Source organism: Rossellomorea yichunensis, from assembly GCF_032337515.1.
Lineage (GTDB): Bacteria > Bacillota > Bacilli > Bacillales > Bacillaceae_B > Rossellomorea > Rossellomorea yichunensis.
The window spans coordinates 82,107-101,375 of sequence record NZ_JAVYAD010000007.1 but is presented as its reverse complement, the minus strand read 5'-3'; the positions used below and the strand labels follow the sequence as shown (position 1 = coordinate 101,375).

General features: G+C 44.0%; 16 protein-coding genes. 14 read left to right on the top strand and 2 right to left on the bottom strand.

Features of this window, described 5'->3' with window-relative positions:
* Positions 1-10: 10 nt before the first annotated feature.
* The 14 genes from RSX31_RS18790 (at position 11) to RSX31_RS18725 (ending at position 18,679) form a co-directional block, all read left to right on the top strand.
* Positions 11-361: a MerR family DNA-binding transcriptional regulator gene (locus RSX31_RS18790; protein ID WP_148968046.1), complete on the top strand. Its 351-nt coding sequence runs from the start codon at positions 11-13 to the stop codon at positions 359-361.
* Positions 354-815 carry an SRPBCC family protein gene (locus tag RSX31_RS18785; protein ID WP_315635645.1) on the top strand — a complete coding sequence of 154 codons (462 nt, stop codon included), beginning with the start codon at positions 354-356 and terminating at the stop codon, positions 813-815. Before RSX31_RS18790 ends, RSX31_RS18785 begins: the two co-directional genes overlap by 8 nt.
* 438 nt (positions 816-1,253) lie before the next feature.
* The gene (gene gltB, locus RSX31_RS18780) at positions 1,254-5,852 is read left to right on the top strand and encodes a glutamate synthase large subunit (protein ID WP_315635644.1); all 4,599 of its coding nucleotides are present in this window, start codon (positions 1,254-1,256) and stop codon (positions 5,850-5,852) included.
* 17 nt (positions 5,853-5,869) lie between these two features.
* Positions 5,870-7,357 (top strand): glutamate synthase subunit beta, encoded by a 1,488-nt coding sequence (locus tag RSX31_RS18775; RefSeq protein ID WP_148968049.1) that lies wholly within the window; start codon positions 5,870-5,872, stop codon positions 7,355-7,357.
* Positions 7,358-8,010: 653 nt separating this feature from the next.
* Positions 8,011-9,057, top strand: a complete 1,047-nt coding sequence (locus tag RSX31_RS18770; RefSeq protein ID WP_148994376.1) for an ArsR/SmtB family transcription factor — start codon at positions 8,011-8,013, stop codon at positions 9,055-9,057.
* Between the two features lie 12 nt (positions 9,058-9,069).
* Positions 9,070-9,984: an ABC transporter permease subunit gene (locus tag RSX31_RS18765; protein ID WP_315635643.1), complete on the top strand. Its 915-nt coding sequence runs from the start codon at positions 9,070-9,072 to the stop codon at positions 9,982-9,984.
* On the top strand, positions 9,981-10,883 hold the full coding sequence (locus tag RSX31_RS18760) for an ABC transporter permease subunit (protein WP_315635642.1): 903 nt from the start codon (positions 9,981-9,983) through the stop codon (positions 10,881-10,883). Before RSX31_RS18765 ends, RSX31_RS18760 begins: the two co-directional genes overlap by 4 nt.
* Positions 10,884-10,996: 113 nt before the next feature.
* Positions 10,997-12,445 (top strand): N-acetylglucosamine-specific PTS transporter subunit IIBC, encoded by a 1,449-nt coding sequence (gene nagE, locus RSX31_RS18755; RefSeq protein WP_148994373.1) that lies wholly within the window; start codon positions 10,997-10,999, stop codon positions 12,443-12,445.
* A gap of 231 nt (positions 12,446-12,676) precedes the next feature.
* Entirely contained in the window at positions 12,677-13,393 is a 717-nt protein-coding gene (locus RSX31_RS18750) for a DUF2161 domain-containing phosphodiesterase (protein ID WP_148968051.1), read from the top strand.
* Positions 13,394-13,507: 114 nt separating this feature from the next.
* Positions 13,508-15,376 carry a squalene--hopene cyclase gene (shc, locus tag RSX31_RS18745; protein WP_315635641.1) on the top strand — a complete coding sequence of 623 codons (1,869 nt, stop codon included), beginning with the start codon at positions 13,508-13,510 and terminating at the stop codon, positions 15,374-15,376.
* 167 nt (positions 15,377-15,543) lie between these two features.
* A complete protein-coding gene (locus RSX31_RS18740) occupies positions 15,544-16,392 on the top strand; it encodes a heme-dependent oxidative N-demethylase family protein (protein ID WP_315635640.1) in 849 nt (282 codons plus the stop codon).
* Positions 16,389-16,877, top strand: coding sequence for a dimethylamine monooxygenase subunit DmmA family protein (locus tag RSX31_RS18735; protein WP_148968054.1), 489 nt, complete (start codon positions 16,389-16,391; stop codon positions 16,875-16,877). Before RSX31_RS18740 ends, RSX31_RS18735 begins: the two co-directional genes overlap by 4 nt.
* On the top strand, positions 16,874-17,827 hold the full coding sequence (locus tag RSX31_RS18730) for a PDR/VanB family oxidoreductase (RefSeq protein ID WP_315635639.1): 954 nt from the start codon (positions 16,874-16,876) through the stop codon (positions 17,825-17,827). The genes RSX31_RS18735 and RSX31_RS18730 overlap by 4 nt, the downstream gene beginning before the upstream one ends.
* Before the next feature lie 78 nt (positions 17,828-17,905).
* Positions 17,906-18,679, top strand: coding sequence for an arylamine N-acetyltransferase family protein (locus tag RSX31_RS18725; protein ID WP_315635827.1), 774 nt, complete (start codon positions 17,906-17,908; stop codon positions 18,677-18,679).
* Between the two features lie 43 nt (positions 18,680-18,722).
* Here the strand turns inward: RSX31_RS18725 and RSX31_RS18720 are convergent, their stop codons facing one another.
* Both RSX31_RS18720 and RSX31_RS18715 read right to left on the bottom strand, forming a co-directional pair.
* Positions 18,723-18,908 (bottom strand): hypothetical protein, encoded by a 186-nt coding sequence (locus tag RSX31_RS18720; protein WP_315635638.1) that lies wholly within the window; start codon positions 18,906-18,908, stop codon positions 18,723-18,725.
* A gap of 94 nt (positions 18,909-19,002) precedes the next feature.
* On the bottom strand, positions 19,003-19,254 hold the full coding sequence (locus RSX31_RS18715; RefSeq protein ID WP_315635637.1) for a DUF2642 domain-containing protein: 252 nt from the start codon (positions 19,252-19,254) through the stop codon (positions 19,003-19,005).
* Between the last annotated feature and the right edge of the window lie 15 nt (positions 19,255-19,269).

Here is a 19,269-nt window from a genome sequence, read left to right as displayed (position 1 = left end):
GGTGGAAAGAATGTACAAGGTGAGCGAGTTTTCCAAGATGACAGGACTGAGTAAGGAAACACTGCGTTATTACGCTGAGATCAAATTGCTGGAACCTGTGTATATCGATCCTGCAAACAACTATCGCTATTATGATAATGGATCCTACCTAGTGGGACGATTATTGGTCTACTTAAGGAGATTTAACTTTTCCATTCAAGAAATGTTAACCGTTGTAAATGACGAGTCCTTTGAGAATTTGGAACAATTGATACGTGCGAAGAAACGGGATTTAGAAGCGGAAATTCAGCGAATACAAACAGTGATCGAAGAAATGGATGATTTCTTCGAGATGGGAATAGGAGAGGATAAGAATGATTAAATGGCATGAAGAACGGATCATTCCAGTCAATATAGAAACGATTTGGCATTTGTTTGAGATTGAGAACATTCAACGAATTATGCCGAACGTCGTTGAAAACAAGATACTGGAACAAAAGGAAGGCGTAGTAGGATCCACTTACCAACAGAAATACAAAGAGGGGAAACGAATCGAGACGTATATTGTAGAAGACCTCGAGTATGAGAACACCCCTGAGAAGAAACACAATAAAATCGGTTTCACACTCGCCAAAGCATTCGAAATCGAAGCCGAATTCACCCTTCACAAAATAGACGACAGCCAAACCAGATTCATCTATAAAGGCGAAAACAGAGGAGTGAACTTCCTGGGAAAAGTCTTATTAAAACTGGGCGGGGAAAAAAACAACAACAAAGTCGTCATTGATTTCATGAACCTGGTTGAAAGCGAAGCATTAAAAGAAGCGAATAAGTAGTGAAGAAGAGGGACGGACCTCCGGGATTTTCGGAGGTCCGTCCCTCTTCTTTTGGTTTGGATTTTGGTATTGAAGGGAAAAGAAGAAGAGTTTAAGCAGCTGAAATTCAAGGAGCAAAAAAATTTTTTTAGTTAACATTTTGCATGAAAATTCATGTTGGATTTTGGTGAAAAATGTTCCAGTGAGTGATTTTTTGTAAGCGATTTCTTTGTGATTACATCAAGCTTTTAAAGATTCTGAATATTAAGTCAAAACAAACATTTATATATCAACGTTTATTCATTATATTACATATATATTTGGAAAATAACCTCTTTTTCCATTAACTTAATTTTTCGTTTTTTCTAAATTTCATGATATACTAACGAAAATTAAGAAAATTTAATTAACCGGTTAATTATTCAAAAAATATACAAGTTTGGTAGAGGAGGACATTGGATGAAAACGAATCTTCCTGTAGCGCAAGGAATGTATGATCCTGCGCAAGAACATGAAGCATGTGGAATTGGAATGATTGCAAATATTGATGGGACGAAGAGTCACAACATCGTTCAAAATGCCATTAATATTTTATGTAACTTAGAGCACCGCGGAGGACAATCTGCAGATACAAGTACTGGGGACGGTGCAGGTATCCTTACTCAAATCCCTCATCATTTCTTCAAAAAGCAATGTGAGAAAGAAGACATCATCCTTCCCCGAAAAGGAGAATATGGGATCGGGATGGTATTCCTTCCTGAAAATTATGAGAAGCGCATGAAGAGTAAAGAAATCTTCGAACGCATCATTGAAGAAGAAGGTCAGAAGACACTTGGCTGGAGACCTGTTCCACTCAATGATTCCTTTGTAGGGAAAGTTGCATCGAAGTCAAAACCGTTCATCCGCCAGGTCTTCATTGGCGTATCGGAAGACATACAATCCCGGATGGATTTCGAGCGAAAGCTATATGTGATCCGGAAGCGGATTGAACAGGAAGTCGCAACCGTCGAGGGACAAGAGGATGTTTACCTTTGCAGTTTGTCTTCCACGACCATAGTATACAAAGGGATGCTCATTCCGGAACAACTCGATTCTTTTTATATTGACCTCAACCATCCTGAGTTCCGGTCAGCTTTAGCCCTTGTACATTCCCGCTTTAGTACAAACACTTTCCCAAGCTGGCAACGGTCTCACCCAAACCGTTATACGATTCATAATGGAGAATTCAATACGCTCCGTGGAAATGTGAACTGGATGCGCGCCCGTGAGAAGCTTTGTCATTCAAGTGCTTTCAAAGAAGAGGACCTGAAAAAGATACTACCCGTCATTGATGAGACAGGCAGTGACTCCTCCATGTTTGATAACTGCTTTGAATTCCTTCATTTATCAGGTAGATCCCTTGCCCATACGGCTATGATGATGGTACCGGAGCCATGGGAAAATGATGACACGATCCACCCTAAGAAAAAGGACTTCTACGAATATCATAGCTGTTTGATGGAGCCATGGGACGGACCTGCAGCCCTTGTGTTTACAGATGGAAAACAGATTGGCGCTTGCCTGGACCGAAATGGACTTCGACCTGCCCGCTACTACGTGACAAAGGGCGGCATGATCGTTCTTGGTTCTGAAGTTGGGGCCCTTGATATTTTTGCCGATGATATTGTGTACAAAGACCGATTACAACCGGGGAAAATGTTGTTGGTGGACCTTGAAAAAGGTAGAATCATTCCGGACGAAGAGATCAAGTTGCGGGTTGCTTCCGAACAACCATACAGACATTGGTTGGATAACAATAAGTTTGAGCTTGAAGATTTGCCTGAAACGACCCAGGAAGTGGTTCAACTGGATTCAGAAGAAGTTCTCATGCAGCAACAGGCATTTGGCTACACAACAGAGGAATTAAACAAAATCATCAAGCCGATGGTTACAGATGGAAAAGACCCGGTTGGTTCCATGGGATATGATTCACCTCTTGCTGTATTATCGAAAAAGCCGCAACTTCTTTATAACTACTTCAAACAACTATTTGCTCAAGTGACAAACCCGCCGATCGATGCGATTCGAGAACAGATCATTACATCTGTGGGAACAACGATTGGAGCAGAAGGTAACCTGGTTAACCCGGGTCCTGAAAGCTGCAGGCATATCCATTTAAAGACACCGATTCTAACCGGGGAAGAGCTTGAAAAGCTTCGTCATCAAAACGAAGAGGGCTTCAAAGCTGTTACTTTATCGATTTTATTTGATGTAACCGATGATGGAAATCAGCTTGAAAGCACCCTGGATGCTCTGTATGAAAGAGCTGACCAGGCTGTTGAAGACGGTGCGACACTCCTTATTTTATCTGACCGTGGAGTTGTGAAGGATAAGGCAGCCATTCCAGCTCTCCTTGCCGTTTCAGGACTGCATCATCACTTAATTCGCCAAGGAACCCGTACGACCGTCAGCATTCTTTTAGAGTCAGGGGAACCAAGGGAGGTTCACCATTTTGCAACGCTGCTTGGATATGGTGCAGAAGCGATCAATCCGTATTTAGCCTATGAAACCTTGCGTGATCTGATCGATAAAGGCGAGCTGCAGGACACCACTTACGAGAAAGCTGTGCAAAGCTTCGTGAAATCAGGGACTGACGGTGTCATCAAGGTTTTATCTAAAATGGGAATCTCGACGATTCAAAGCTACCGTGGAGCGCAAATATTTGAAGCGGTAGGCATTCATAAAGATGTAATTGATAAATATTTTACCCGTACAGCGTCAAGACTCGGCGGAATCGGAATGGATATCATCGAAAAAGAAGTGCTCTTGAGACATAGAAAAGCATTCAATGACCGGAAAGACAATCAAAGTACATTAGAATCCGGAGACGAATTCCAATATCGTAAAAATGGAGAGGATCATGCGTACAATCCTAGTACGATTCACACTCTTCAACATGCATGCCGTACGAATAATTATGAGTTGTTCAAAAAATATTCCAACATGCTGACAGATGAAAAGCAGAACCTGCAATCTCTGCGCGGACTTCTTTCGTTTAAAGAAACGAAGCCTATCCCGATTGAAGAGGTAGAGTCAGTGGAAGAAATCTGTCGCCGTTTTAAGACCGGTGCCATGTCATTCGGCTCCATCAGTCAGGAAGCCCATGAAGCATTAGCGATTGCCATGAATAAAATAGGCGGACGGAGCAACTCAGGAGAAGGTGGGGAACATCCAAGCCGCTTCACCCCGGACGAAAATGGGGATTCAAGGCGCAGCTCAATCAAGCAAGTAGCGTCAGGACGCTTCGGTGTAACAAGCCATTACCTGGTAAATGCGGACGAAATACAAATCAAGGTTGCACAAGGAGCAAAACCTGGTGAAGGTGGACATCTCCCAGGCAAAAAAGTATATCCTTGGGTTGCTGAAGTGCGGGGATCTACCCCTGGAGTGGAATTGATTTCACCACCGCCTCATCATGATATTTATTCGATTGAAGACCTTGCCGAGCTGATTTATAACCTGAAGAATGCAAATCCGCAAGCCCGCATCAGCGTGAAGCTGGTATCAGCTGTGGGGGTTGGAACCATTGCTGCAGGTGTGGCAAAAGGCCGCGCGGATGTTGTGTTAATCAGTGGATATGACGGAGGAACAGGTGCTGCCCCGAGAACTAGTCTGAAACATACAGGATTGCCATGGGAAATCGGTCTTGCCGAAGCTCATCAGACCCTGTTACTGAATCGTCTTCGTGACCGGATTGTCGTCGAGACTGATGGGAAAATGATGACGGGCCGGGATGTTGTTGTTGCATCGCTTCTAGGAGCGGAAGAGTATGGATTCTCGACTGCACCACTTGTTGTCCTTGGATGTGTCATGATGCGGGTTTGTCATATGAATACATGTCCAGTCGGTATTGCTACTCAAGATCCTGAGTTACGTAAAAAATACACAGGTGACCCTGAGCATGTAGCGAATTTCATGCGTTTTGTTGCCCAGGAAACAAGAGAGCTTATGGCTCAACTTGGTTTCAGAACGATCAATGAAATGATCGGTAGAACCGATATCCTTGAAGCAAACGAAGCAATCGATCATTGGAAAGGGAAAGGAATCGACCTCTCTGCTCTTCTGCATCAGCCGGATGTGCCTGAGAAGGTGGGACGCTATGCGACAAGAAAACAGGATCACGAACTAGAGAAAACACTGGATTATCAAGAGCTGATTCCCCGCTGCCGCCAAGCGATTGAAAAGGGGGAACCGGTTGAATGGACGACAGCGATCCGGAACATTCACCGTGTAACCGGCACGATGCTTGGTAGCGAAATTACAAAACGTTACGGCGCAGAAGGCTTACCAGAAGATACTATCCGCTTGACGTTTAAAGGATCTGCAGGACAAAGCTTCGGTGCCTTTATTCCAAAAGGTCTGACGCTGAGACTTGTCGGTGATTCAAATGACTTCGTAGGAAAAGGTTTATCAGGCGGGAAAATCATCGTTCATCCTGATCCGACTGCTACGTTCATTCCTGAACGAAACACGATCATCGGTAACGTTTCCTTCTACGGGGCATCAGGTGGAGAAGCATATATTTACGGAGTGGCAGGCGAGCGCTTCTGTGTCCGAAACAGTGGAGCGCAGGTAGTCGTTGAAAGTGTTGGCGATCACGGATGTGAATATATGACAGGTGGGAAAGTGGTTGTACTCGGTCTTACAGGCAGAAACTTTGCAGCCGGTATGTCAGGTGGAGTCGCCTATGTACTGGATGAGGATGAAAACTTCCGATCAAGATGTAATCAGGAACTGGTACTTGTTCAACCATTATTTGATCCGGAAGAAATGAAAGATGTATACGACATGATCGAGAAATACGTTCATTATACAAACAGTAACAACGGTAAGAAGATTTTAGCGAACTGGGATTCCTATGTGTCAAAATTTGTACGCGTGATTCCGAAATCGTACCTCAAGATGAGAGAACGGATCAGTGAGCTTGAAAATAGTGGATTAGAGAAATTCGATGCCGAAATGGCAGCATTTGAAGAAGGTACAAAAGCAGAGAAAAAAGTGTTAGAACCAGCGAAATAAAGAGGGAGGGGGATATTATGGGAAAACCAACTGGATTCATGGAATATAAAAGACAAACATTGGATGAAAGAAATCCAGCTGAACGAACGAAGGATTGGAACGACTACACCTCTCCTCTTTCGGAAGAAGAAGTCAAAAAACAGGGGGCGCGCTGTATGGATTGCGGCGTTCCTACCTGTCAGTCTGGAATGGAAATCAACGGAGCAACAACGGGTTGCCCTGTTTATCACTTAATACCGGAATGGAACGATCTTGTGTACCAGGGACAATGGAAAGAAGCCCTTAAGCGCGAGCATCAGATGAACAACTTTCCCGAATTCACCGGTTTTGCTTGTCCTGCACCATGTGAGGGAGCATGCGTACTCGGAATCAACGAGCCGCCTGTTGCGATTAGAACCGTGGAACGCTCGATCATCGAAAAGGGGTTTGAAGAAGGCTGGGTCATTCCGGAACCACCCGAATACCGCACCGGTAAAAGGGTGGCGGTCGTGGGATCAGGTCCTGCAGGATTGGCCTCAGCTGCTCAATTGAATAAAGCAGGTCATCTTGTGACCGTTTTTGAAAAGAATGATCGTGTAGGCGGATTATTAACGTATGGCATTCCAGAAATGAAATTGCCTTATTCAGTCGTTAAGCGCCGAGTCGATATTCTAGAAGAAGAGGGCATTGAATTCGTTACGAATACGGAGGTCGGGAAAGACTACACAGTCGAAAACCTGCGTGAAAACTTTGATGCGGTAATACTTTGCGGAGGAGCCGCCGTTCATCGTGACATACAAGTGGATGGGCGGGATTTGAAAGGCGTTCACTACGCAATGGAATTCCTTCATGCGAATACAAAAAGCTTATTGGATTCCAACCTGGAAGACGGAAATTATATTTCTGCTGAAGGGAAAAACGTCATCGTCATCGGTGGCGGGGACACAGGAACAGACTGTTTGGCCACTTCGGTAAGACATAACTGTAAAAGCCTCACTCAGTTTGATATCTATGATAAAAAGGGCGCCATGCGTGATGAAGTCGGCAACCCTTGGCCGCAATACCCGGTCATTCACCGGGTGGAGTACGGTCAAAAAGAAGCAGCAGAAGTACTTGGAGAAGATCCACGCGCGTATGCTGTCATGACCAAGAAGTTTGTCGGTGACGAGCATGGTCATATCAAGGAAGTTCATACGATTAATGTAAAGCTTCGTTATGACGAAGATGGAAACAAAATCCGTGATGAAATTCCCGGAACGGAAAAAGTATGGCCAGCTGATCTTGTCCTTCTGGCAATCGGATTCAGTGGTCCGGAACAAGACCTAATCAAAGAGCTTGATGTCGAAACAAACACCAATTCAACGGTGAAAGCAGAGTACGGCAAATACCTGACCAACGTCGATGGTGTCTTCGCTGCAGGAGACATGCGCCGGGGCCAAAGCCTTATCGTCTGGGCAATCAACGAAGGCCGTGAAGCAGCCCGCGAATGCGACCGCTACCTCATGGGTACAACTGAATTACCTTAATTGAGGGACGGACCTCCGTCGGGCTTGATACCTGACGGGGGTTTTTTTTTGCGTGTTTAAAGAGGGACGGACCTTCCTCAAGCCCCATCGACCACTTCCAATCCTCATAACCACACCATTTCTTCAATCGAATTCCAAGGTCCGTCCCTCAATATCCTTTAAGTAGTGAATTACGGTAGAAGATGGTTGTTTCTTTTGCGAGGATGTGGATTGAACGGGCGTTGAAAAGTGAGGGAAGTAGCCTTTAGTAAAGTAAATATGATGTAATTTCATTCGTAGGGCTCTGAAAAGGCACTTAAACCTTATTAAAAGGGTCTGATGGGTCCATTAGAAGGTATAGGCAAAGCTTTATATAGAGTTCTTGGAGATAATTGCTTCATTTTGGTATGCAATTGCGTCATTTATAAGTATATTGCGTCGTTTTCTTGGTAATTGCGTCATAATTTCAATAATTTCGTTATTTTCAATAGTAATCGCGTATATTTCTATTTTATGGAAATGGCGACAAACCCACTTCCACAAAAACTCTCCCCCAAGGTCCGTCCCTCAAATCACTCTTGACAGATATCTCCACATACCGTAAATTATGTTTAATTTATCCATTTGTAGAATTTGATTAGGTAAATAACGAATCAGTTAAAGGTGGGGTTCTTATGGGGATTGAAATTGTGTTTTCACCATTTAATGAATTGGTGGCGAGTTTGCATGTGCTGTGTAATCCGGTTCATCATCCTTATCGCGGGAAGTGGGCGATGGAGGTAGAGGCATCACTTTCAAAAGAGATGGTCTCTGATATTCGCATGATTGGACTGTTGACCTATGAGTGGTTGTATCTCATGAACATCCGCAACGAATACAAGCTTAATGAGTCCTCTACTGAGGAAGCTATCGAGTTTATTTGTTCAATTCCTGATGAGACCTTCGTTTTTTATATGCTGGGAGAGCAGTACAGTGTTGAATCGCTTCAAGGCTGGAGGAAAGATAATCGCATGTCGCCCCTGAACCATCATCAAAAAGATTTACTGAAGCATCCGAAGCAGTGGAAGGACCGCATTCACCAGCTCCTATACGAATACAACGAAAAGATATTCCAACGGGAATTATTCCGTATACACCCTTGGATTAAGAGGGCATCCGCCACTTTCCAGCAAAAGCTTGATCAGTCTTCTTTCGATGCACTGAATGAGCTTCATCCGGATGTTACGCTAAAAGGCTCAACCATTAAGGTGCAAAAGGGTGAGACGTACCGTTTTTCGTTAAAAGAATATTCCCATCTCACATTGCAGCCTTCTACCTTCATTACCCCACATGTCATGCTCGGAGTATATCCTGGCAGGCTATGCCTCGGATTGCACGTGGCAGTGCCTGAGCCGGAAGCTTCAAATGATGAGCCGCCCACGGACTTAGTTCTCATGTTCAAAGCCTTGGGAGAATCAACAAGATTAAAGATTTTACGGGATATTTTCATGCATCCGTACAGCACAAAACAGCTTGCGGAAAAACATGACCTTGCAGAAGCGACCATTTCCAGTCATATTAAAACTCTTCAAAAGTCCGGCCTGGTGACGAGTGAACGGAAAGGCTATTACATTTTTTATTCGGGTAACAGAGAGAGGATGGAGTCACTACGGGCGGATCTTAGTCAGTTCATCTCGCTTCCTTTATTAGAAGAATTTATTTATGAGTCGGATTTAACTTAAGGGGTTATGTTTATGTTGAAACTCATAAAAGAAATTGGACAATATGGATTGACGTGCATAGGCATCATTCTCTTACTGGCTTCTCCTGCAATGATAGGAGGCTTAAATACCTTTACATCAACTATTCTAACGATCATGAAGAATATTCTGCAGCCGCACACACTTTCATACTATGTACATTCAGAGACCCGATCCTACGCCAGAATGCCCGAAGTAAGGTCCGAGGAATTCCATCAGCAGGCGGTCACAATAGACTTGTTTCCCTATATAACAGATTCCTATTTTTATAGTTTAACTTTGCTTCTGGGAAGCTTTATTATAGCAGTATTCATTGTAATGATAGCGAGTATGATGTATATACATTTCCCTCCATTTTTGAAGAAAATAATACTTGCCACAGTAGGAATTCTTGAATCACTTCCAGACGTCTTTTTTATCTTTAGTATTCAATTATCTGTTGTGTGGTTTTATAAACAAACAGGAATCGAACTTGCGGCAGCCTATTCCACAGATGATAAACCGGCTTATCTCTTACCACTTTTAACCTTGAGTGTTGTCCCGTGCATTTATCTCCTTAAAATGAACCTTCTTTTCATGAAAGAAGAGATGGAAAAGGATTATGTACTCTTTGCGAAATCAAAAGGGATCTCCAATGCTGCCATTTCGTTTCATCACATTTTTAAAAATACGGTCATGGAGTGCCTGACACATTTACCCGTCATCATCCTAGTCCTGGTGACAAATCTGGTTGTCCTCGAATTCCTGTTTAATAGTAGCGGGATCATGAGATTTATCATAGGAGATCAGCCAGCGGCATCACGGGCATTCATGCTGATACTCCTCATGACACCACTATTTATTGTGGTAAAAGGAACAATCCATTATCGGCAGCGGTTTTATGGAAAGAAGGGAGGAGGGAATGGTTGAAATCATCAAGCGTGCTTCCAGCATATCTACTCATTACGATTATTCTTGTGAGCGTAATCTTGCCAATTGTAAAAGAAGAACCCGTCGCCAAGCCATTTCTGTATGACGAAAATGGAACAGTGGTGGATACTACTCCATATCTGCCTTCAAGCTTGTATTGGCTTGGAACAGACCGGGAAGGCCGTGATCTGTTTTATTTGTTGGTGATCGGGGCGAAGTGGACGATGTTATTTGCGTTACTGGTCACCATATGTAGAATCATCCTTGCGACTTTCCTTGGTGTCTGGCTTAAAAATTGGTTCACTTCATCATGGGTGGAAGGACTGCTGCAAGCATTCACCTTCGTGCCCCAGTCACTGGTAGCGATCATCTGGCTGTCACCTTTTTTGCTGTATGAGTTGAGAAGTGCACCGCCCCTTACAATGACTCAATCTCTTCTTTTACAGCTCATTGTTCTCATTATGGCAGGTGTACCAACTACTGCAAAAATGATCGGAGAAACTGTACGGCATATTTATTGCCTTGATTTTATGGATAGTGCCCGTGTCCTTGGTGGATCATCCTTTCATCTTGCAAAAAGACATGTTTTTCTCCACCTCTTCCCTAGACTCATCATTTTGACAGGCAGGCAGCTCGTACAGGTTCTCAACCTGCTGCTGCATCTAGCTATTTTTCATATATTTATAGGAGGGACGGTTATTACTTCGGGACAGGAGCATGATCAGTTCAATGCATATTCAAGCGCGACATATGAATGGGCGGGTTTGATCGGAAGTCAATACGGTGAATTGTTGTTGGAGCCGTATATCGTGTTTTTCCCTGTAATCGCTTATTCGTTATTGATCCTGTTGGTCAATATGACGGTCAAACATTTGGAAAAATCCTATAAAAGGGGTTGAATATTCACTTCTAAACAGGGTGGAACAAGAATATTTTTTATGGGAGAGGTTTTGTCCTATTTACTAGACAAAACATCTTAAAGTGAAAAATGGACTGATAGGGGGAAAACAAAATGATGAAATATCTTCAGCGCATTGGTCGTTCGTTGATGCTTCCGGTTGCCGTATTGCCGGCTGCTGCGATTCTGATGGGGATTGGGTATTGGATCGATCCGACTGGCTGGGGCGCGGATAGTCCGATTGCAGCCTTCTTAATCAAAGCTGGCGCATCGATCATTGATAATATGTCGATTCTGTTTGCAGTCGGTGTAGCACTGGGTATGGCCAAAACAAAGGATGGTTCTGCAGCACTGAGCGGCTTGGTCGCTTATCTCGTGATTACGACACTCCTTTCAACGGACTCAGTTGCACTGCTTCAAGGTGTGGATGCCGCAGCCGTCAATCCGGCATTTGAGAAAATCGGTAATCAGTTTGTCGGGATTTTGTCAGGGATCGTTGCTGCAGCTATGTACAATCGCTTCAGTCACGTGAAGCTTCCGGATGCCCTTGCATTTTTTAGCGGAAAACGATTAGTTCCGATCATGTCGGCTGTTGCCATGCTGGTTGTATCAGGTGTGATGCTGTTTGTTTGGCCGGTCATCTACACTGCTCTTGTTTCATTCGGGAAGGAAATCAGTGGATTAAGCTTCACGGGTGCAGGTTTATATGGATTCTTTAATCGATTATTAATTCCTACAGGTTTGCATCATGCCTTAAATTCTGTGTTCTGGTTCGACGTTGCCGGTATCAATGATATCGGAAACTTCTGGTCAGGTAAGGGTGAAAAAGGTGTGACGGGTATGTATCAGGCTGGGTTCTTCCCGGTTATGATGTTTGGTCTTCCTGCAGCGGGGCTCGCCATCTATCATGCTGCAAAGCCAAGTAAGAAGAAGCAGGTGGCTTCACTGATGCTGGCAGCAGGTTTTGCTTCCTTTTTCACAGGAGTGACTGAGCCTCTGGAGTTTGCCTTCATGTTTGTTGCACCTGCCCTTTATGTAGCACATGCGGTGTTGACAGGATTATCCCTGGCCATTGCCTCCTTCTTTCAGTGGACGGCAGGGTTCGGCTTCAGCGCAGGGTTCGTCGATTTTGTCCTAAGCTCAAGACTTCCGTTAGCGAATCTTCCGTACATGCTGCTCATACAAGGTGTCGTATTTGCCCTTCTCTACTATTTCTTGTTCCGTTTCATGATCGCGAAATTCAATCTTATGACTCCGGGGCGTGAAGAAGACAGCGAAGAAGCAGCAGGGGAGAGTGCAGCGGTGCTCACTCAAGACGAAAAGTTTGCTGTGATGGCATCTGAGATCTATGCAGGACTCGGTGGGGATGAAAATGTAACCTCCGTAGATAACTGCATTACCAGATTGAGAGTGGAGGTGAAGGACATGGATGCCGTAGATCAAGCTAGGATCAAAGCGACAGGGGTGCCGGGCATTCATGTAGTTGGGGAAAATAGCATTCAAGTGATTGTCGGCACGTCGGTGCAGTTTGTGGCTGATGAAATTGAGAGGATTCGAGGATAGGATAAGGAAAGGGGACCTGTCGTTTTTTGTAGAATGGCAGATAAAAGCTGATTTTGGCAGGTATATTTCTCAAACGGCTGGTATATCCCAAAAACGGTAGATAAACCATTTCCAATAGCTCCCCCCAACTTCCGAACCAGGAGTTGGGGTCTCTTTTTCTTCCAAACTGCAAAAATCTCTCGAATAGTCTATACTTTACCTATAGAATTCTTTCCCAGAAAGGTTTTTACCATGAAGAAACTTAAAGAATCGGATCTTTATCAACCGATCCAAAAACATTTTCACAAACAGGGTTACCAGGTGAACGGTGAAGTGAACGATTGTGATGTGACTGCCTTTAAGGAAGATGAACTTGTGATTGTAGAATTGAAGCTTTCATTGAATGTCGAACTTCTTATTCAAGCGACAAAGCGGCAGAGACTCACAGACCTTGTATACATTGCAATCCCGAAACCAAAGCGTCCCCGGTCAAAGCGGTGGAACGATGTCTGTCACTTGGTGCGCAGATTAGAGCTCGGTCTGATTACCGTATCGTTTACAACGAAAACGCCTAAGCTTGATTTTGTCATACATCCGGAAACCTTTGACCGGAATAAGAGTATGAAGAACAGTAAGCGGAAACGGGCAGCTCTTGTAAAAGAAATCGAAGGGCGCAGTGCAGATTACAATGTAGGCGGCAGCAATAAAACGAAAATCATGACGGCTTACAAGGAAAACTGTATTCAGATTGCCTGTTACCTTGAAAAACACGGTCCCATGTCACCGAGGAACTTAGCCAAGTTGGGGACTGGTGCGAAAACTCCATCCATTCTTCAGAAGAATTATTACCGCTGGTTTGAGCGGGTAAAAAGGGGAGTTTACCAGATAACGGAGCAAGGAAAAAAAGAGCTTGAGAATTATCCCGAGCTTGTAAGCTACTACTTTAAGAAAATAGAAGAAGAACAATAGAAAGAGCCTGCCCCGCAACCGGAGAGCAGGCTCTTCTTTGTATCTCACTACTAGTACCCGCATTCTTCACATATACATTACATCAGAGCAGATATCGGGAGGAAGGATACATGTATGAAAAAGAAGATTGAGAACACGATTCATAAAAAGGTGAGTGATCTTCAGCATAGACAGAATGCAGAAGGAAGCTGGTCCTTCTGCTTTGAAAATAGCGTGATGACCGATGCATATATGATCATTCTTCTGCGTTCCCTTGAGGTGGATGAGGAAGAGCTTGTGGGACGGCTGGTGAACCGACTTTGGAAAGTACAATCCAGGGAAGGGACATGGAAGCTTTTTGATGATGAGAAGGAAGGGAATCTGTCTTCAACGATCGAGGCATACTTTGCCCTCTTATTTAGTGGATTGGTGGAGAAGGAGGACAAGAGACTGGAGAAAGCCCAGCGTTTCATAGAGAAAAAGGGTGGCATTCACGGGGCGCACTCGATTACGAAATTCATGCTTGCCATTCATGGACAATATGATTGGAGGCATTTGCTTCCGGTTCCCATCGAGTTTTTAATGATTCCGAAGCAATTCCCCTTGAATTTCTGGGATTTCAGCAGCTATGCACGAGCTCACTTGGCACCACTGCTGTTGCTGAAGGATCAGGGGTTCTCGTTAAAATCAAACAGCATTCCACAAATACAACATCTGTCCCGGACACCACATGAAGTAAGATACAGTGCAAGGGAGCTGAAATTATTCTCGAAAATCAATGAGGGTTTACAGTCCTTAATAAGTATTCCAACCCATCTTCATCAACAGGCCCGGCAATTCGCCCAGCAGTATATGCTGCAAAGAATAGAACCCGATGGGACGTATCTTAGTTATTTCAGCACAACGTTTTATATGATTTATTCCCTGCTGGCTTTGGGATACAAAAAGAGTGACCCTATCATCGTAAAGGCAATGAGTGGATTAAAAGAGATGGCCAGCGAAACGAAGAAAGGCATTCATATTCAAAATTCTCCCTCAACCGTGTGGGACACAGCCTTGATCAGCTATGCCCTTCAGGAGGCAGGAGTGGATGCACGAGAACACTCCATAGAGAAAGCGGTGGAGTACCTTCTTAAGAAACAACATTTCCGGTATGGGGATTGGGCGATGGAGAGCAGAGCGAAGCCTGGGGGCTGGGGCTTTTCAAAGAGCAACAGCATTCACCCTGATGTGGATGATACGACGGCTGCACTCAGGGCCATTACCTATTCAGCTGCTGAGAAACCACTTGTGCGGCAATCGTGGGACCGTGGGCTCGAATGGACACTTGGTATGCAGAACCGTGATGGAGGCTGGCCGGCTTTTGAAAAAAACAAGACAAAAGGTATCCTTACTTCATTTCCTATGGACGGGGCAGAGGCAGCGGCAATCGATCCATCAACCCCTGATCTAACAGGAAGAGCCCTGGAGTTTCTAGGAAACCGGGCAGGGTTGACCATGGACCATCCTCAGGTCAAAAGAGGGGTACAATGGCTGAAGCTGATGCAAAAGGACGATGGATCGTGGTACGGGCGCTGGGGCGTCTGCTATATCTATGGAACATGGGCGGCCATCACGGGAATGAAAGCAACGGGAGTACCTTCTTCTGATAAACATATCCAAAAAGCAAAAGCTTGGCTGGAAAGCATTCAACATAAAGACGGGGGCTGGGGAGAATCCTGTTACAGTGATCAGGAAAAGACATACGTGCCTCTTTCCTTCAGTACACCCTCACAAACCGCATGGGCACTTGAATCTCTCATCTGTATCGAAGACAAACCCACTCCCGCCATTGACCTGGGCATCATGGCGCTTCTCGAATTCATGAACGGAGAAGCAGATGACTCATCCAAAACGTACCCCACGGGAGTAGGCCTGCCTGGGAACTTTTATATCCATTACCATAGCTATCAATGGATATGGCCATTGATCACTCTGAGCAGGTACAAAGAAAAGTATAGCTGAGGGACGGACCTCTTGAGGTCAGTCCCTCCATGCGATAAAATAAAAGTAAGAATTTTCTGTAAAAAAAGGGTGGTTGTATGGTAAAGGTGAATTCGTTTCCTTATCCCTTTAAGGGGGAGGTGTATCGGTATTCGAATAATTCTGTCCCTTTGGAGGAGCCGAGCAGTGTGGAGATTACATCGTCTTATCAAAAAGAAATCAAACTTAAACGGGATCTGCTTTCGCATCATCCCGAGCGGTGCTTTCAGTCCCAGCGGCATACCTTGAAAGCTCAATGGGAGATAACAGAGCTGGTCATTCAACATCTTACTACGTACTATCCTCAACAGTTTTCCCTTGACAAAAATGAGGGGAAATGGACGTTCCACAATCACATTCTAAATGAACAAACAACCTTTATATTAGGGGATGAATCCACTTTATCCATGGAACCACTCGATTTTATCGGTCGACATGTGCAAGAAGACCTGATTTTCATGATGCAGCGGGATGGGGATTTATACTTGGATGCGGGACAGCTTTGTTTTCCTGCTAATTGGTCCCTTGCGTTTAATACTGGAATGAGTTTTAAGGAGATTCATAAACCGATTCCAGGTTTTAAAGAAGAAGGCTTGGATCAGCGGATTCTGACGTTTTTAATGCGTATGGAAGCAGGAGACCCATGGGTCAGGAGGAATTGGTCGTTAATGGCGGGAAATCGCTTGGATACTTCACTTGAAACCTTTGATCAGTGGGGGAAGAACAGAAGTCTGGTAACGGGAGAAAATGCGGGTGAATTCGTTCATTTGCGGGTAGAGGTACAGAAACTGTTCCGTTTACCGGGTTCGAATGGATTACTGTTCACGATTCATACCCACCTCCTCTCACTGGAAAAGTTCACTCGAAACCCGGAATGGACTGAAGAGTTTTATCAGATCCTGCAGGAGCTTCCTTCACATATCTCTGATTACAAAGGGATTTCCTTATTTCAAGATGTGGTCATAGAGTATTTGAACAAGAAGCGGGTGATGAAATGAAGACCGGGACGCAGCCAGCGTTCGTCACGGGCAAACGAAAGTATTTATTTTGTGGTGATAATAAGGGATTGGAACGACTGACTCCCATCATTAAAAAAGTGATGAAGGAAAATGTCTCTTTTGAAGTGGTGTATCTTGGTGAAAAGGAAGAAACAGATATCACACTATGGTTGCGAGATCAGAAGATGGGCACTTTACTTTACATAGCAATGGATTGGAGTAAACTGGAAGATTTCAAGCATCTGGCTCTGGAATGTGGTTTTTCTGAAGAGGAAACGCAGTTTATTGGTCACGGTGTCAGAATGATTGATGTTTTCTGTTGCAAATGCCATCAGAAAACAAAGATTGACAGGGGAAAATTGGGTGAACTCCCGACGACCTGTTCCCATTGTCACTTAATGCTGTCCGTTTCCGACCATTACTCTCCATTACGGGGGTCATACCTCGGTTATGCTACCTTTGAAACGGGGAGTGATGGAAAGTGAATATTAATAAAACGATCCCCGTCCAAGTCAGGTCCATTCATCAGGAAACCCCTCACATCAAGAGGTTTACGCTTTTCCATGAACATCACGAAGCCCTTCCTTATTTTAGCGGGGGATCCCATATCACTACATATGTTGAGCTGGATGGGCAGACCATTGCCAGATCGTATTCCTTAACGAATCCACCTGGTCAATCGGCAGCCTATCAAATTGCCATCCGTTTAAATGAATCGTCACAGGGAGGGTCTTATTACTGGCATGAACGGATGAAGGAGGGGGACACGTTGCGGGTGGGATTTCCACAAAACCATTTCCCACTGAGTTTCAAAGCAAAACATCATGTATTCTATGCCGCTGGAATCGGCATTACCCCCTTCATGTCCATGATGGCAGAACTTAAGGAAGAGGGACGGACCTTCGAACTCCATTATGCAGCGAAATCGAGAGAGGCTTGCCCTTTCTACTCTTTTCTATCGGAAACTTATCCTGAGCAGACTCACTTTTATTTTTCAAAAGAAAAGAGATTAACGGATGCAAGTCTTTGGGAACACAGAGTGGGAACCCACGTTTACTTCTGTGGTCCCCCTTCATTTATCGAAAAGTTTACCAGAAGCGCCCTGGAAATCGGATATCCTTCATCGAGTGTTCATTACGAACGGTTCACCTCTCCACAGTCATTAACACGGAGAAGATTTAAAGTGGAATTAACGAATGGTCAAATCGTTCATGTTTCAGAAAAAGAGACTTTATTAGAGGCATTGCTCGAGTCTGGGATCAAGGCACCCTATTCCTGCCGGGCCGGCCGGTGCGGGACGTGTGAATTAAAAGTGTTAGAGGGAAAAGTCGATCATGCTGATTCCTTTCTGAATGAGGAAGAACGGAATGACCATCGCTCGATTCTGTCTTGTGTATCCCGTGCCCAGTCTGGTAAGTTGAGAATTAAACTGTGACATTGGCATACAGGTTGTTTTTTCTTATAGAGTAAATAATATACAGATATAGCATAAGGTAGAAATGGAGGGCTCACCATCACCGATCTAAATACATTATTTCGCAAAAGAATACATTATCCAACCACCGGGAAAATATCATTTCACCAACTGGATACGATTTTAGAAGAGACAGCTAAAAGTATCCCATTCGAAAATCTATGCGTTATTGGAAATGCATTCACAAATCTTACCAAAAGAAATCTAGTGAATAAGATGCTTGTAAAGAACGAAGGTGGTCTATGTTATGAACTGAATTCATTGTTTTATTTATTTTTGATCGAAAATCAATTCGATGCGGTTCTTGTTCGTGGAGTTGTTTACAATCATGATAAAGAGCAGTACGAGACGATAGGAAGAACCCATGTGGTCATTTTAGTCTCTCATAAAGATACAACATATGTGATCGATACAGGTTTTGGGGGGAATCTCCCGTTAAAACCAGTACCATTATCGGGAGAAGCGGTCGTCTCTTCAAATGGGGAGTTTAGAGTTAAAGAGCTCGACAGCCCACATGGAGATTATATCTTTGAAATGAAATTAAAGTATAAGCATTCGGAATGGAGAACCGGATATGCTTTTGATTCGGGTGATCCCATAAAGAATGTGACTCAATTGAATGACATTCAAACAATTATTGCCAACCATTCAGATTCCCCTTTTAACAAGCATCCATTGCTGACAAGAAGGACTGATGACGGAAATGTAACGTTAACCGATACGTCCTTTACACATTGGAAGGATGGAGAGCTGACAAAAGAGGAAATCGATCATGAGGGCTATAAAAAAATTCTTAACATCTGGTTTAAGTAATAACCATAAAAAAAGACTCAGAAAAAAATCTGAGTCAATATTTTTACTTCCCGAGTATTTCCATGACGCCTTTATATATTAGGAAAAGAGAGAATATGAGAATTGCTAATATGCCAATGACGTCCGTTACCGGGGCAATGCTCGCTAGAAATGTCCCTGCTAAAGGAGCTTTCAACAATGCAAACCCGGATAAAATACTCGCTACTAACAAAAGAATAAAACGATCCATTCTGTCATACCTCCTCTCAGGGGTAGTATATGTCGGAGGGAAGGGGAAGTTGAACCCAAGATTCGCGAAGTTGCCTAATGGGCAAATGGACTATTTACACATGCATAATGGAGACGATCTGTTGAATCCTTACGTAAACTATAGAGTCACCAGCTTTTAGGGAAATATGATCTGGTTGAACTTCAATCAAGTCACCTCGAATCGTGTCTTTCGTTGTCTCCACAATGAGCATTTTCCCCATAACCGATTGCAGTCTACTGACGACGAATGGATCAATCAACGTGGTATACGAAGTGTTTACATTCATGCCCTGGTTACGATCATAAGGCTGATAATATCTATACATGAAGCACTCTCCTTC